We start from the raw sequence: 15,590 nt of genomic DNA on the forward strand, positions 1-15,590 counted from the left end.
TATTCAGCCATGGCACTTGATGAATGGAAACAGCCGTTTTTTAGTGAATATATGCCTGCATGTCAGCTTCGTGGATGCTGGCTGAGTTTTGCTCTCGTTGACGAAGCGGGCGACGGAAAAGCGTATGGCGGGCTTGCCTTTACAACGTTCGACAGCGGAGGGCAACGATACAGGGGACGGTTAAATGGAGAAGGTTATACCAAGTTGGAGAATCAGTACCGGGGCCCGGTTGTCCTGATTTTTGACACGACCTATGTGGCGGCTGGCGCTGACTATTATGACTCTTTGCAACATCGTGACAGCTACCCTCTACCTATTACTGAACTGCAGGTTCGCGCGGAGCAAACCCGCTTTCTACGCCCCGACGGTCAACGTGTGGAACGAAGTGTTACGAAGAGTCAGACGGACCACTTCTATCAGGTTGAAGTGCGTGATTTGGTCCGACATGCAGCTCACCTGCCACCCGTGGCATCCCGCACTCATCGGCCCCCGCGGCATGCTCTAAAAATGATGGCTGACCTTGGATTCGGGCCACCCCAGCCGACGTTGGTCGGCGTCGTTTTATTTCCCAACCGGCACACAGTACTTGAGGTTCGCCCATTGCGAGCACTGCGCCCTATGCTGTCAATCGAGGATCAATTCTGTGCCTTGAACCTCTATCAGTTGGCACTGATGTCCACGTTGAGCTATTGCGATTTTGGACAAGAGCCTCCAACAAAACCCATCGATCAAGTCAGCTTTCCACTGGAGCCCAGCGTTGGTCATTTCTTTGCCGACAGGCTATCGGGCTATCAGGAACCCTGGAAAGTCGATGTTGAGCTGGTGCAACATTTTTACCCCGTTTATGAAGACGTACCGTATTCCCGACGTTTCGAAATTTTGCCCTTCGACCCTGAGTTGTATCAGCAAAATCGCATTGAGTTAGGGGAAGAGCAGGAACATCCGGAACGACTGCACTTTTTCGATGATAAAAAGCACGGCACTGACACCCAGGCCTATATCTGCCATCACGATGAAGTGATCCTTGTTGCGATAAGGGGCACGGCCAGTGGCGCCGATAAACTGCGGGATGCAAATGCCCATCAAGTGGCCTTTGTCGAGGGCGTAGGCAAGGCTCATGAAGGCTTTCACAAGGCTTATCAGGCCATGCGTGATTTTGTACTGCGCTACCTTGACCAATTTTATACAGGGCAGCGCATCGTCATTTGCGGCCATAGCCTCGGCGGTGCGATTGCCTTGTTACTGGCTGAGGGATTACGTCGAACCGAAGATGCCCACTACAACATCCTCCTATACACCTTCGGAGCCCCCCGAGCTGCCGACTCCGAGTTCACCGACGGTGCCTCCGCTCTGGTGCATCACCGCATCGTCAACCACAACGACCCTGTCCCGAGTGTTCCTGCGCCCTGGATGAACACCACCGCCAAAATCTGGATTCCTGGCGCCGTGGTGCTATTCAGTAACCCTGCGCCCGGGGGCCTGCTGTTTGCCTTGGGCCTGGTACGGCTGACCGGCAACCCTTACCAGCACCACGGCGCGCAGCAGCATTTCATGCCGATCCTGCTACCGGACGGTACACACTCTTCCGTCTTGTGGACCCCCGGCTGTGAATCCATTGAGGACGCGGCCTGCAAACGCGCATTGAGGCTCAATGGCGATATGCCGGATCGCGCCAACCTGATCAAACAGCTTGTTCAGAGTGCCCATCACTCCATGGTCGTCAGCTACATCCCCGCCGCCTGGGCCACGTTGCGCCGCTGGCAACAAACACTCGACACCCATGGCACCCTCGTAACTGCCCGTGAATTCGAACTGATCGACAAAGCCTTGTTCACCATGCAGCACCAGCTACGGGAACAACGAAAAAAGCTGGATCTGCATCGTCCTGCCAACCAGCGTGGCTACGAACACCACGACCCCATGAGCCAGGAAGTAGACCGGCTGAAGGACAGTCGCGACCGCCTGGAAACCCTCCGCTGGCGCCGCCTCCAGGCTCGCGACGTCTACGGCAGCCAAGCTTCATCACCCATCCTTCAATCCAGCCTGAAACGCTGGTTCACCCATCCGCAAAACCGCGAACTCACCCAGATGGCGAGCATCCCGCCACAACCGGATGACGGCTGGGGAAAGCCGCAAACCCTCGATATCGACTCAATCGTATGAGCCTACAAAAACTCCACCTGCGCCGGCTGACGCTTCATCAGCACCTTGCCTGCGCGAATCGAATACAGCGGCAATCCCTGGCTGCGAATCACTTCATAGTCGCTGTCCGCAGACAGGATCAACAGGTTTGCCGGACGCCCAGGCTCCAGGCCATAACGATCCCCCAGGGCCATGGCCTTGGCGCTGTTATCGGTGACGAGGTCGAGGGCGCTTTGCAGGGTGCGGTAGCCGAGCATGTGGCAGATATGCAGCCCGGCTTCCAGCACCCGCAAAATATTGCCGTTACCCAGTGGATACCAAGGGTCGACGATGGAGTCCTGGCCGAAGCAGACGTTCATGCCGGCCTCCAGCAGTTCGTTGACCCGGGTCACGCCGCGGCGTTTGGGGAAGGTGTCGAAGCGGCCCTGCAGGTGGATGCTTTCGGTGGGGCAGGAGACAAAGCTGATGCCCGAATGCCCCAGCAGGCGGAAGAGTTTGGCGCAATAGGCATTGTCGTAAGAGCCCATGGCCGTGGTGTGGCTGGCCGTCACGCGGGCACCCATGTCGCGGCTGCGGGCTTCTTCGGCCAGCACTTCAAGAAAACGCGAATGCGGGTCGTCGGTTTCGTCGCAGTGCACGTCGACCAGGCAACCGGTGCGCTCGGCCAGGTCCATCAGGAACTTCACCGAACTCACTCCCTGGTCGCGGGTGTATTCAAAGTGCGGGATGCCGCCGATTACGTCGGCGCCCAGGCGAATAGCCTCTTCCATCAACTCGCGTCCATTACGGTAGGACTCTATGCCTTCCTGGGGGAAAGCGACGATTTGCAGGTCGATCAGGTGGCCGCTTTCCTCGCGCACTTCGAGCATGGCCTTGAGCGCGGTGAGGCCCGGGTCGGTGACGTCGACATGGGTGCGCACATGCTGGATGCCATGGGCAGCCAGGGTCTGGATGGTTTTTTTGGCGCGGGTCTTGGTGTCTTCCAGAGTGATGGTGGCCTTGCGCTCGCCCCAGCACTCGATGCCTTCAAACAGTGTGCCGCTCATGTTCCAACGCGGCTCGCCGGCGGTCAGGGTGGCGTCGAGGTGGATGTGCGGCTCGACGAAGGGCGGTACCACCAGGTTGCCGGCGGCGTCCAGGTCGTCGGGGCCCGCTATGGGAGCCGCGCCTTGTTGGGTGATGCTGGCGATCCGGCCGTGTTCCAGGTGCAGATCATGCAGGCCTTCACGGTTGCGCAGGCGGGCGTTGATGATGTGCATGGGCAAGTTCCTCTTGGCAAAAAACAGTCAGGCAGACAGCCGCCAGATCATCAGCGCAATGCCGATGTCCAGGCGGTCATAAGAATTGTCCAGCGTCAGCCCGCACAGGGCTTCGATGCGCTGGACGCGGTGCGTCAGGGTGTTACGGTGAACCGCCAGCCGCTGGGCGGCGGCCACAAGGTTACCATTCTCGTGGAACCAGGCCTCCAGGGTCGGCATCAGGCTTGGGCCGTGGTGCAGGTCGTGCCGCAGCAGCGGCCCCAGGCGTTCGTTGAGAAACTGGTCGAGCAGGGCGCGATCCCGCACGCCGCTGAGCAATTTGAGTACCCCCAACTCGTCGTAGACACACAGCCCGGCGCGCTCACTGAACCGTCGTGCAGCGGCCAACGCCTGGCGCGCCTCATCCAGGGCCTGGGCCAGTCGCGCGGGTGGGTGCGCGGCAGCACTCAGGCCGATAAACAGTTTCAACGGCGCCAGGCGCAGGTTCAGTGCTTTCAACCAACCTGCCAACAACTGGCGATTGGCCAATGCCGCACCCGCGTCCATCGCCGGCAACAGCAACGTCCATTGTCCGGCACGCCCTAGCACAGGCAGACGCGACGGATGCTGCGTCGAAAACTGGCGCAAACGTCGGGTAATAGCATCGTGCTGACGGGCAAGCTGTGCCTCCACCACCGGCGCTTCACCTTGGGCAAACAGTGCATCGCTGCCGTCCAGTTGCAGCTGGACGAGCTGCCAGTGCCCGGCCAACGGCATGCCCAGCTGGGCGGCGCGGTGCAACAGCAAATCCAGGGATTGGTAATCACCGGCCAGCAGGCGTTCCAATACATCATGTCGCGAGCGCCCCAGCTGTTGCGACTGGATCAATGCCGAACCGATGGCCTGGGTCACCAGCACCATCTTCAACGAGTACGGCTGTTCGATCAGCGGCATGCCCGCATCGTGCGCCGCTTCCAGCAAGCGCTGGGGAATTGCCTGGATATAGTCCGGCCCCGTGAGGATTACCAGGCCGGCGACCTGGCGCTGACAGGCTTCGTCCAGCAACACCAGCAGGTTGGCCTCATCCCGTGGGTGATTGATGCCGGTGACGAACACCAGTTCGCCGCCCAACACCCATTCGGCAATGCCGCTGTTTTCCGCGACATAGGGCCAGCGCACCGTGTTCTCCAGGCCGGCTTCCCCGGCCCGCAGGCACATCGACTCAAGGCCGGGCAAGGCCAGCACATCGGCTATCGTCAGGCTCATGCCTGGACGTCAGCCAACGGTGCCCGCACGCGCAGGACGCTGGTCAGCACGATGTAGGTCAGCGACGCAGCCACAATCCCCACCAACGGCGCCACCCAAGGTGAGTGAAACGCCAGCACCGTGCCCACGGCGTAAGCGATCAGCCCTGGCCAGTTGAAAGCCGGCAGCCGCGTATCGGCCAAGCGCGGATAGTGGCCGCGATAGCGATAGAAGAAGTCCGCCATGATCACCCCGCCAATCGGTGGGATCACCGTGCCCAGCAGGATCAGGTAGGGCACCAGCATGTCGTACATACCCAGCAGCGCCAGCAGGGTGCCGATCACCGCACCGGCCAGGGTCACCGTTTTGCGGCGCTTGGTGCGCAGCAGGTTGCAGCCGGCAACGGCGAAGTTGTAGATGGTGTTGTCCTGGGTGCTCCATATATTCAGGAGCAACATTGCCATGGCCGCCATGGCAAAGCCCTGCAGCAGTAACACTTCGACCACGTCGGGCTGCTGGTAGACGATGGCGCCGTAGGCACCGATCAGTACCATCAAGCCGTTGCCGATAAAGAAGCCGATCAGGCTGGCCAGCACCGCGACCTTGGCCGAGCGCGAGAACCGCGTCCAGTTGGTGGCCTGGGTCGCGCCGCTGACGAAGGTGCCGAACACCAGCGTGATGGCGGTGGACATGTCCAGCTCACCGGTGGGTACCACGGCCAGCAGCCCGTCCAGCCCGCCGACCTTTACCGTGGCAACCCACATCGACAGAAACAGCAAAATGCCCATAGCCGGCACGGCGATGTAGGACAGAATCTCCAACCCGCGATAGCCCACGTAGGCCGTCGCGCAGAACACCATGCCGAACAGCACCATCAACCCCAGTACGCTGCCCTGGCTCAACTCGAAATATTTGCCCAGCACCACGGCAGCGGTGGCGGTGCCCCAGGCGTACCAGCCGATTTGGGTGAATCCGAGTATCAAGTCGCTCAGCTTGCTGCCCACTTCACCGAAGCAAAAACGCCCCATCAGCACCGAGTTCAGACCGCTCTTGAACGCGATGTAACCCAGGCCTGCGGCGTAGATACCCAATAGCAGGTTACCCAGGGCCACGACGCCGAGCATCTGGGTAAAGCTGAAGGCTACCCCCAACTTGCCGCCGGCGAACATGGTCGCGGTAAAAAAGGTAAAGCCCAGCAGTACCATGGCGGTGGAGGCCAGGCCTTTGCGGGCATGCATGGGCACCTCGCTGAGAGGGTAGTCATTGCCCGGTTCGTTCTGCGTCATGTGCCGTTCTCCCTGAATGAGTGACGCAGGCCTATTGCACCCGTCGTGCCAAGTGCAGGGCAGTGACGAGCGCACGGTCAGGACTGTGCAGGTTGCACAGTATTTATAGCCAAACAGGGAGGACGCGCAGGAGGGATTGGTCTTTCTGCCCAGTCAGGCGCGAAAGCGGTGCAGGGGTGATACAAATTGGATCACCGGTTATTCAATCGAACAGGGTGTGAGTGGTCTCCCCGCGATGAAAGGCGAAGGCGGCCTCAAGGTCGCTTTCAATCGTGCGGCCACGGGACAACGGCGGTAGGTCGTCGAGGCTGAAGAACCCGACTTCCGTGGTTTCGAAACCGGCCATCGGCGCCAGTTGATCAACCCGCTCGCACAGAAAGTAGAGTTTGTAGAAATCCCGGATATCGGGCCGGTACAAGCCTTTGGCCTTATGGGTGACGCTGTACAGCGCCCGAGCGGTGACCGTCAGGCCGGCCTCTTCGCGGATTTCCTTGACGATGTTTTCAGCCGCCGACAGGCCAATATCCGCATAACCCCCAGGCAACGCCCAGCAGCCATCCGTCAGCTCTCGCACCAACAGGATCCGGTCGCCGTCAATTACCGCTCCCCGCACATCAATCATCGGCGTTGAATAGCGCTTGGCAAAATCCGGCACCAGGCCGGTGATGCGCTCCAGCGGCACTTCGCCCAATTGCGCCAGCATGCTGTGGGCGATCTGCGCGATTTCCTCAAGGCGCTCGCGCTCGAAGTCATCAGTGCAGAAGTGCAGCCCCGTGGAGGCCAATGCTTGCAAGCGCTTGGCCTGGGCCAGCCAGGTGTTTTCCATGGGAACTCCTTCAGTGCGAGGCGGTGAGGTCTTTTTGCATGTAAATCCGGCGCAGGCCGTTTTCCTCGGCGCGATGGGTTTCCACATAGCCTTTGCGGGTGTACAGCACGATGTTTTCGCTCATCGCCTCATTCGTGTAGAGACGGATGGCGCCCTGCCTGGCCTGGCATTCGGTGAACTCCAGCAATAGACGGCCGTAACCCAAACCCTGAGCGCCGGGGGCGACGGCCAGGTTGTCCAGCAGCAGGTACTTCTCGTGATGGATCAGCACGACAAAGCCGTGCACCTGGCCTGCGTGCTCCAGCACATGCACGCGTTCGGCTGTAACTTGCTGGTGATAGTCATCCAGCATCGGCCCAGGTTTGCGCCCGATTCGTTCGATGTACGGGGAGTAGGCGGCGTGGACGATGGCCTCGATAGCGCAGATATCGTCAACGGTGGCGGGGCGGATAAGGGGTGGCATCGCAGCGTGCGCCTTCTGTACAAGAGGCCACGACTGTAAGGGACTCGCTGGCATAAAAAAACCACCTCAAGGGTGGTTTTTTTACCTTGCCGGCTTATTCGCCGCGATAGATGCAGCCGCTGGTGCAAGTCTCATGGATACGAATCGCGCTGAGTTCCGGCAACAACGGTTTCAGTTCATTCCAGATCCACTTGGCCAGCACTTCGCTGGTGGGGTTTTCAAGGCCCGGAATGTCATTGAGGTAGTTGTGGTCGAGGCGCTCGTAGAGCGGCTTGAAAATCGCCTTGATCTCCGAGAAGTCACGGATCCAGCCGGTATGCGGGTCGAGGTCGCCGCTGAGGTGGATCGCCACTTTGAACGAATGGCCATGCAGGCGCCCGCATTTGTGGCCTTCCGGAACGTGGGGCAGGCGGTGGGCGGACTCGAAGGTAAACTCTTTGAAGATTTCCACAGGGTTTTTCAGCTCGGTGAGGTGTCTGGCAGGCGGCGAGTTTAACAGTTTGTGACCTCGCCGCGCACACCGCTTGATCAGAGGGCCAGCAGGCGCTCGCCCAATTGCCCGGTTTCGGCCAGTTGCAGAAACTCGTCCCCCAGCCGCTGACTTTCGCTCATCGCGGTTTGCCAGTACTTGTTGCGGCCCGGGTCATCGCCCATGAAGCGCTTGAAGTCGCTGCGGTCTGGCAGTTTGCCGTGGGGCAGGCGGGCCAGGTATTCCTTCGACGGTGCCAGCAGTAATACATCCTGCAGTCTCTGTTGATTGGCGCGGCGCCACGGCAAGCCTTTGTCGAACCAGCCGGGAATGACCCGGTCGGTGAAGTGCGGGTACAGCACAATGTCATCACCGTGGTAGGGCAGGTCGAGGTGATAGTCCAGCAGGCCGCCATCGCGATAGGTGCCAGCACCGGCGCCCGGCAGGTCGCGCACGCCTTGCATCACCATGGGGATCGAACCCGACGCCAGCAACGCCTGGCGCAGGTTGCCCAGTTCCAGATCGAGGAAGCGCGAGGGGAAATCCTTGAGCGCATGCAGCGGAGGCGCTTGGCGTGGGTCGTGGACGATCAGCCGTTCGAAGTGCCGGGACAGCCGCGCGCGGCCCCGCAGGTTGTCGGCGATCACCGATGACAGCCCCAAACCGAGGCGACCGCGATGATCGTCCGCCAGCAGGCCGTGGCTTTTGACCACCATGATGTTCAGCCGGTAGTTCGGGTTATCAAGCACCCGGGCATCACGGCCGGCCAGCAAATCATCGAGCATGCGCACGCAACTCTGGCTGACTTCGGCCATGGTCACGCCTTTGGCAAAGCGCTGTTCGTTGTACAGCCGGCCCAGGTCGAGCAGGCCTTGTACCGGGTCGGGCAGGCACGCACTGGCAAACCGCCAGGAGCCAATCGAGGCGCCGATCAGCGCGCGTTCCCGTGGCGCGCGGGGTAGCCAGTCGCCGAACAGCGCCAGGTCCAGACCCTGGATGCCCAGGGCCTTGGGGCCACCGGCGGCGCCGGGAAGGATGCCGACGTCCGCAGGCGCAAGCCCTTGTTCGCGAATGCGCGAGAACGCACGTTTACCGGCCTTGAGGGTCAAGGCGGGGAACTTCATATGGATAGCAGTCATACCGGTCTCATTTACCGCGAGCAGGGCAGTATAGAAAATCTGGCCTGGTTGCAGGCAAAGGTCTCGCAGAGAATTGCCATGGTGGCAATTCAGTTTCAGTTAAGTTGGATCCAGTACGGTGAGCCCCGTAGGCAAAATATCCTGAAACGGAGACTCACCATGAAAACCCTCACAGCCTTGATCGCCAGCAGTATCATTGCCCTCACCGCTGGCGTCGCCCAGGCTCGCGACCTGGGGCCGGACGAAGCACTGAAGTTGCGCGACGCTGGTACCATTGTGTCTTTCGAGAAGCTCAATGCTATCGCACTGGCCAAACATCCCGGTGCCACCGTGCATGAAACCGAGCTTGAAGAGGAATACGGCAAATACCTTTACCAGGTTGAACTGCGCGACGCCCAGGGCGTTGAGTGGGACCTGGAACTGGACGCTGTCACCGGCGCCGTCCTCAAGGATCATCAGGATACGTAATGAAGGTAAATCTACGCACCAGCGTTCAAGTGGCGCTGGTGCTCCTGGCATTTTGCTCAGGCCTGGCCGCTCGGGACCTGGGCCAGGATGAAGCACTGCGCCTGCGCCAGAAGGGCGTGATCGCGCCGCTTGAGCATCTGCTGGGCCCGGCTTTCGAGCGCTACCCGGGCGCCAAGCTGCTGGATGCAGAGCTTGAAGAGCACAAGGATCGTCCTGTGCGCTTTATCTATGAAATCGAACTGTTAACGGTCGAAGGCGTGGTGCGCGAGATCGAACTCGACGCCAACACCGGTCAACTGCTCAAAGACAAGGAAGACGACTGATGCGCCTGCTTCTGGTGGAAGACCACGTACCCCTGGCCGATGAGCTGATGGCCGGGCTCAATCGCCAGGGCTATGCCGTGGACTGGCTGGCGGACGGGCGCGACGCGGTGTATCAGGGGCGCAGCGAACCCTACGACCTGATCATTCTTGACCTCGGCCTGCCGGGTTTGCCCGGGCTTGAAGTGTTGACGCAGTGGCGTGCCGCCGGCCTGGCCACGCCGGTGCTGATCCTCACCGCTCGCGACTCCTGGGCCGAGCGCATCGAAGGCCTCAAGGCGGGCGCCGACGACTATCTGAGCAAACCCTTTCACCCCGAAGAGCTGCACCTGCGTGTTCAGGCCTTGCTGCGCCGTTCCCATGGCCAGGCCAATCAGCCCACCTTGCAAGCTGCCGGCTTGCACCTGGATGAGGGCCGCCAGTGCGTGATGCGCGATGGCGAGGAGATCCAACTGACAGCCGCCGAGTTTCGGCTGTTGCGTTATTTCATGCTGCACCCCGAGCAAATCCTTTCGAAAAGCCATTTGGCCGAACACTTATATGATGGCGAGACTGAGCGTGATTCCAACGTGCTGGAGGTCCATGTCAATCACCTGCGCCGCAAGTTGGGCCGCAGCGTGATCGAGACCCGGCGCGGCCAGGGTTACCGTTTCGGCGCCAGCCCTGCGTGAAGTCGATCCAGCGGCGCCTGAGCCTTGGGCTGATCAGCGTAATGGTGATTGTCGGCCTGGTGCTGGCCCAGACCAGCCTGTGGCTGTTCGAAATGGGCCTGCAACGCTACCTGGAATCGGGGTTGCGCAACGACAGCGAAAACCTGCTGGTGGCGTTGGTGCGCGGGCCTATGGGCGTGCAACTGGATGAACAGCGGCTGTCTCCTGCTTATCAACGGCCGTTTTCCGGACACTATTTCCGTATCGATTTTGCCGACACCCATTGGCGTTCCCGCTCGTTATGGGACCAGGAACTGCCACAACTGCCCCAAGCCGGGCTCAAGGGCAACCTGCAATTGGGGCCGGAAGGCCAGCAGTTGCTGGTACTGCGTTCGGACTACAAGCGTTTTGGCCAATCGATTTCCATCAGCGTGGCCCAGGACTACACCCCGGTCAGGGAAAGCTTTCGCCTGATGCGCCAGATCGGCCTGGTGCTGGGACTGGCGGCGCTGTTGCTGATCCTGCTTCTGCAACGGGTCACCGTGCGCCGCGCCTTGCGCCCGCTGGAGACCGCGCGCAACCAGATCGCGCAACTGCAGCAAGGTCAGCGCTCGCAACTGGACACCCAGGTGCCGGTAGAACTGGAACCGCTGGTGGCGCAGATCAACCACTTGCTGGCCCACACCGAAGACAGCCTCAAACGTTCGCGCAATGCCCTGGGCAATCTTGGCCATGCGTTGAAAACCCCATTGGCGGTGTTGCTGAGCGTGGCATCCAGTGAGCAGCTCAAGGACCATCCGCAACTGAGCAAGCTGCTGCGCGAACAGCTGGAGCAGGTGCAACAACGGCTTAATCGCGAACTCAATCGTGCGCGCCTGGCCGGCGAGACGCTGCCCGGGGCCCTGTTTGACTGCGATGGCGAATTGCCAGGGTTGCTGGCGACCCTGAACATGATCCATGGCGAACACCTGGATTTGAGTTACCGCGTACCGCCTGGTTTGCAGTTGCCGTGGGACCGCGAAGACCTGCTGGAGTTGTTGGGCAACCTGCTGGACAACGCCTGTAAATGGGCGGACGAGGAGATTGTGTTGAGCATCAGCGAAACCCCGGAAGGCTTTCGGCTGGTGGTGGAAGATGACGGGCCGGGGATTCCCGAGAGCCAGCGCGACCAGGTGTTCAGCCGAGGCACGCGGCTGGATGAGCAGACTGACGGCCACGGCCTTGGACTGGGGATCGTGCGGGATATTGTTGAGGTGTGGGGCGGGGTGCTTTTGTTGCAGGAGAGCGAGCTGGGCGGGTTAAAGGTAGTTGTCGACCTGCCACGCCGCCATTGAAAACAAACGTAGCAGCTGTCGAGCCTTGGCGAGGCTCGACAGCTGCTACGGATACTCGGGCTTGTCACCAGAGTATCCCGCAGCTCATCAAACCTTGAACTGATCCATCAGGCCCTGCTGCTGATTCGCCAAGCTGTTCAACGCCTGACTGACCCGCGCCGATTCATTCGCCTGCTCGGACAACGACTCTGTCACATCGCGAATCGTCGCCACGTTGTTGTTGATCTCCTCGGCCACCGCGCTTTGCTCTTCGGCGGCGCTGGCGATTTGCAGGTTCATGTCGCTGATCACCGTCACCGCATCGCCGATCTGGCGCAAGGCGGTCACGGCCTGGCCCACTTGTTCGACGCTGCCCTGGGCCTGACGATGGCTGTTGCTCATGGAGCCGACCACTTCCTGGGTACCGCTTTGCAGTTGCTCGATCACCAGGCGGGTTTCTTCAACCGACTCCTGGGTACGCCGCGCCAGATTGCGCACTTCGTCGGCGACCACCGCAAAACCACGACCGGCTTCACCCGCACGGGCAGCTTCGATGGCGGCGTTCAGCGCCAGCAGGTTGGTCTGCTCGGCAATCGCACGAATCACTTCCAGTACCGAACCGATCTTCTCGCTGTTGGCGGCCAGGCCTTCAACCTGGGTCATCGCGGTGCTCATGTCTGCGGCCAAATGGCCGATGCTGGTGGTGGTGCGGTCGATCACGGTCAAACCTTCACGCGTGGCCTGATCGGCATCGCGGGCGGCCTGGGCGGCTTGTGCTGCACTGCGGGCAACGTCCTGGGCGGTAGCGCTCATCTCGTGGGAGGCGGTGGCCACCTGGTCGACCTGGCGGTATTGCTGCTCCATGCCGGCGCTGGTCTCAGTGGCAATCGCCGCCGACTGGTCAGCGGTGCCTCGGGCGTCCTGCACCGAGCGTTTGACCTGGGCAATGATCGGCTGCAGCTTGTCGAGGAAACGGTTGAACCAGCCGGCCAGCTCGCCGAGTTCGTCATGCTTGTCGTAGGCCAGGCGCCGGGTCAGGTCGCCTTCGCCACTGGCGATGTCTTCCAGCATGCGCGCCACGCCGAGGATCGGGCGGGTTACGCTGCGGGCCATCAGCCACACCAGCAACAGGCCGATTATTGCTGCCAGCAGGCCCAGGCTCAGTTCCAGCAGGGTGCCTTTGGCGTTGTCGGCATCCAGTTTGGACTTCAGGGCTTCAGCCGGAGCCACCAGGACTTTTTCCGGTACATCCAGCAAAACGCCCCACGGCTTGCCATCGGGGATCGGCTGGAACGGCGCGAGCACCTTGAGTTGATGGTCGGTGCGCACGCTGCGGGTCTGGGTGCTGGTGGAAAGCGAACTGATCAACTGCGCGCCGTTGGCCGTGTCGACGGCGTCCAGGCGCTGGGCGAGTTTGCCGGCGTCCGGGCTGTAGCCGGCCAGCAGGCCCACCGGGCTGATGATGCTGACGCTGGTCTGGCCGTCATAGAGTTTCTGGCTGGCGCCCTGGCTGACGGCTTGCAGGCTGTTGAGGTTGATGTCCACCGACAGCGAGGCGATCACTTTGCCGTTGACCATCAGCGGGAAGACGATGCTGGTCATCAGCACCTTTTGCCCGTCGATCACATAGAAGTAGGGTTCGATCACGCACGGCTTGAGGGTGGTGCGCGGGCAGGTGAACCAGGCGTTGGCTTTTTCGCCGCTGGGTCCGACGCTGGTGTCGGACATGTCGCTTTCGGGCAGCGACATTGACGTCAGCTTGCCCGCAGTCGGCTGCGACCAGTACAGCGCAAAACGGCCTTTGTCGTTGCTGCCCAGCTCTTGCTGGTTGGCGAACAACTCGTCCTTGCCATCCAGTGCGTTGGCCTCGAACACCAAGGACAAGCCCAGCAGTTCCGGATTGGCTTGCAGCGCAGCCTTTACCTGGCGCGTCAGGTCTTCGCGCAGGTCGAAGGCATCCAGAAAGCGTTTCTCGGCCTGTTCGCGCAGGAACAGCACCTGGCGGGAAAAACCGTGGCCGTATTGATAAGCGTCCATGAACTGCTGGCGAATGCCCAATGCCTGGACTTCACCCTGGGCTTCAATGCGTGCCTGGGCGGCTTCGTCGAGCATTTCCATGCTGGAAGCCTTCACCAGGTCGGAGCTCTGCGCCATGCGGTACAGCGAGAGACCTACCAGCAAGGTCACGATGCCCAGCAGGCAAAGTCCGGCCAGCAGGGTGATTTTCCATTGAATGGACAGCTGTCTGAGCGACATGGAGCCTTCCTTAACCTTTCGATACGACAGAGACGATCTGCCTGTATCGGCCGCCCAGGATTTTTCTTTATTCAAACGATCAATTTAAACTTGTTTGTGTGGCGAGGGGGCTTGTCCCCCGTTGGGCTGCGTAGCGGCCCCAAAAAAAGCGGGAGCGCTGCGCACTCCAACGGGGGACAAGCCCCCTCGCCACAGGACAAGCCCCTCGCCACAGGCAAATCCCCTAACCACTGACAGACCTTCTCCCCACAGTTTTGACAAGCCAGGCCGGGTGCTGCAAAGTGCGCGCCCTCTAATAAAACTCCTTTAAAACCTGGTTTGCGGCAGCCGTTCCCGACAGCAGCCCGGGCAGGTGTGTGCTTTTTTTAGTTTTTTCTGTCTTGAGGTAACGATGATTAATGCAGTAATCGCCGCGGTCGGCACGATGCTGGTGCTCAGCCTGTCCCGCGTGCATGTGGTGATCGCGATCATTGTCGGCGCCCTGGTGGGTGGACTGACCGGCGGCCTGGGCATCGATGCAACGCTCAAGGCGTTCAACAGCGGGCTCGGTGGCGGTGCGACGGTGGCGTTGTCCTACGCGTTGCTCGGCGCGTTCGCCGTGGCGATTGCCAAATCCGGCCTGGCCCATGCGTTGGCCGACAAAGCCCTGCTGCTGGTGGATCGCCAGGAAGCCACGGGCGGCAGTCACGTCAAATGGCTGTTGATCGGCCTGCTCTGGGTGGTGGCCATCGCCTCGCAGAACATCCTGCCGATCCACATCGCGTTTATCCCGCTGCTGGTACCGCCGCTTTTATACGTGCTGACCAAGCTGCAACTGGATCGCCGCCTCATCGCCTGTGTCATGACCTTCGGCCTGATCACGCCCTACATGTTCCTGCCGGTGGGCTTCGGCAATATCTTCCTGAATCAGATCCTGCTGGCCAACGTGGCCAAGAGCGGCGTCGACATCAGCCACGTCAACGTCACCCACGCCATGGGCCTCCCGGCGCTGGGCATGGTGGTCGGCCTGCTGGTGGCGGTGTTTATCAGCTACCGCAAGAAGCGCGTGTACGACCTGGAGAAAATCGAGCGGGTCGAGCAGGTGGCGGTGCAATACAACCCGCTGACCCTGCTGGTGGCCGGCCTGGCGATTGCGGCGGCGTTCATTATCCAGCTCTGGCTGGACTCGATGATCATCGGCGCCCTCGCCGGGTTCCTGATCTTTTCGGTGTCGGGCATCGTACGCTGGCGCGACACCGATGACCTGTTCACCGAAGGCATGAAGATGATGGCGATGATCGGCTTCATCATGATCGCCTCGTCAGGCTTTGCCGAAGTGCTCAAGGCCACCGGCGAAGTGCAGACACTCGTGCAAGCCTCGGCGGCGTTTATCGGCCATAGCCGCGGTGTGGGCGCGTTGCTGATGCTGCTGGTGGGGTTGTTGGTGACCATGGGTATCGGCTCGTCGTTTTCCACGGTGCCGATCCTCGCGGCGATCTTTGTGCCGTTGTGCGTGCAGTTGGGCTTCAGTCCGCTGGCCATCGTGTGCATCGTCGGCACGGCCGGGGCATTGGGTGATGCGGGCTCACCGGCGTCGGACTCCACCCTGGGCCCGACTTCGGGTTTGAACATCGACGGCCAGCATCACCATATCTGGGACACCGTGGTGCCGACGTTCCTGCACTACAACATTCCGCTGCTGGCGTTTGGCTGGTTTGCCGCGATGACGCTCTGACGGGATTGTCCTACAGATTTATTGTTACTAGCCGTTAACCTCTTAAGTTGTCCCTTAAGAG

At 60.9% G+C, this 15,590-nt stretch carries 14 protein-coding genes and 1 pseudogene; 6 read left to right on the forward strand and 9 right to left on the reverse strand.

Features of this window, described 5'->3' with window-relative positions; translation table 11 throughout:
* Window positions 1–9: 9 nt before the first annotated feature.
* The gene (locus AU074_RS23490) at window positions 10–2,163 is read left to right on the forward strand and encodes a lipase family protein (protein WP_076016741.1); all 2,154 of its coding nucleotides are present in this window, start codon (window positions 10–12) and stop codon (window positions 2,161–2,163) included.
* A 2-nt stretch (window positions 2,164–2,165) separates the two neighbouring features.
* Here the strand turns inward: AU074_RS23490 and codA are convergent, their stop codons facing one another.
* From codA to AU074_RS23525, 7 genes are all read right to left on the reverse strand, one after another.
* Window positions 2,166–3,401 carry a cytosine deaminase gene (codA, locus tag AU074_RS23495; protein ID WP_076016742.1) on the reverse strand — a complete coding sequence of 412 codons (1,236 nt, stop codon included), beginning with the start codon at window positions 3,399–3,401 and terminating at the stop codon, window positions 2,166–2,168.
* Between the two features lie 27 nt (window positions 3,402–3,428).
* Complete coding sequence (locus tag AU074_RS23500; protein WP_076016743.1) at window positions 3,429–4,646, reverse strand: PucR family transcriptional regulator ligand-binding domain-containing protein; 1,218 nt, start codon at window positions 4,644–4,646, stop codon at window positions 3,429–3,431.
* Entirely contained in the window at window positions 4,643–5,911 is a 1,269-nt protein-coding gene (gene codB, locus AU074_RS23505; protein WP_076016744.1) for a cytosine permease, read from the reverse strand. Before codB ends, AU074_RS23500 begins: the two co-directional genes overlap by 4 nt.
* Before the next feature lie 202 nt (window positions 5,912–6,113).
* Window positions 6,114–6,737 carry an NUDIX hydrolase gene (locus tag AU074_RS23510; protein WP_076016745.1) on the reverse strand — a complete coding sequence of 208 codons (624 nt, stop codon included), beginning with the start codon at window positions 6,735–6,737 and terminating at the stop codon, window positions 6,114–6,116.
* A gap of 10 nt (window positions 6,738–6,747) precedes the next feature.
* Window positions 6,748–7,200 (reverse strand): GNAT family N-acetyltransferase, encoded by a 453-nt coding sequence (locus AU074_RS23515; protein ID WP_076016746.1) that lies wholly within the window; start codon window positions 7,198–7,200, stop codon window positions 6,748–6,750.
* Window positions 7,201–7,294: 94 nt separating this feature from the next.
* Window positions 7,295–7,651 carry a 6-carboxytetrahydropterin synthase QueD gene (gene queD / locus AU074_RS23520; RefSeq protein WP_003190259.1) on the reverse strand — a complete coding sequence of 119 codons (357 nt, stop codon included), beginning with the start codon at window positions 7,649–7,651 and terminating at the stop codon, window positions 7,295–7,297.
* 77 nt (window positions 7,652–7,728) lie between these two features.
* Complete coding sequence (locus AU074_RS23525; protein ID WP_076016747.1) at window positions 7,729–8,808, reverse strand: patatin-like phospholipase family protein; 1,080 nt, start codon at window positions 8,806–8,808, stop codon at window positions 7,729–7,731.
* Window positions 8,809–8,967: 159 nt separating this feature from the next.
* Here AU074_RS23525 and AU074_RS23530 point away from each other — a divergent pair, with 159 nt between their 5' ends.
* From AU074_RS23530 to AU074_RS23545, 4 genes are read left to right on the forward strand one after another with little or no spacing between them, the layout of a single operon-like run.
* Window positions 8,968–9,276, forward strand: coding sequence for a PepSY domain-containing protein (locus AU074_RS23530; RefSeq protein WP_008432789.1), 309 nt, complete (start codon window positions 8,968–8,970; stop codon window positions 9,274–9,276).
* Window positions 9,276–9,599, forward strand: a complete 324-nt coding sequence (locus tag AU074_RS23535) for a PepSY domain-containing protein (protein ID WP_003219549.1) — start codon at window positions 9,276–9,278, stop codon at window positions 9,597–9,599. Before AU074_RS23530 ends, AU074_RS23535 begins: the two co-directional genes overlap by 1 nt.
* Complete coding sequence (locus tag AU074_RS23540) at window positions 9,599–10,267, forward strand: response regulator transcription factor (RefSeq protein ID WP_076016748.1); 669 nt, start codon at window positions 9,599–9,601, stop codon at window positions 10,265–10,267. The genes AU074_RS23535 and AU074_RS23540 overlap by 1 nt, the downstream gene beginning before the upstream one ends.
* Window positions 10,264–11,580: a sensor histidine kinase gene (locus AU074_RS23545; RefSeq protein ID WP_076016749.1), complete on the forward strand. Its 1,317-nt coding sequence runs from the start codon at window positions 10,264–10,266 to the stop codon at window positions 11,578–11,580. Before AU074_RS23540 ends, AU074_RS23545 begins: the two co-directional genes overlap by 4 nt.
* An 87-nt stretch (window positions 11,581–11,667) precedes the next feature.
* On the opposite strand, the gene AU074_RS34955 is transcribed toward AU074_RS23545, so the two are convergent.
* Both AU074_RS34955 and AU074_RS34960 read right to left on the reverse strand, forming a co-directional pair.
* Entirely contained in the window at window positions 11,668–12,423 is a 756-nt protein-coding gene (locus tag AU074_RS34955; protein ID WP_371916652.1) for a methyl-accepting chemotaxis protein, read from the reverse strand.
* 102 nt (window positions 12,424–12,525) lie between these two features.
* Window positions 12,526–13,815 (reverse strand): annotated as a pseudogene (locus AU074_RS34960) (HAMP domain-containing protein); the annotation flags it as partial.
* A gap of 394 nt (window positions 13,816–14,209) precedes the next feature.
* Here AU074_RS34960 and AU074_RS23555 point away from each other — a divergent pair.
* A complete protein-coding gene (locus AU074_RS23555; RefSeq protein WP_167410187.1) occupies window positions 14,210–15,529 on the forward strand; it encodes a Na+/H+ antiporter family protein in 1,320 nt (439 codons plus the stop codon).
* Window positions 15,530–15,590: the final 61 nt, after the last annotated feature.

It is taken from the genome of Pseudomonas sp. ATCC PTA-122608 (assembly GCF_001952855.1).
GTDB lineage: Bacteria > Pseudomonadota > Gammaproteobacteria > Pseudomonadales > Pseudomonadaceae > Aquipseudomonas.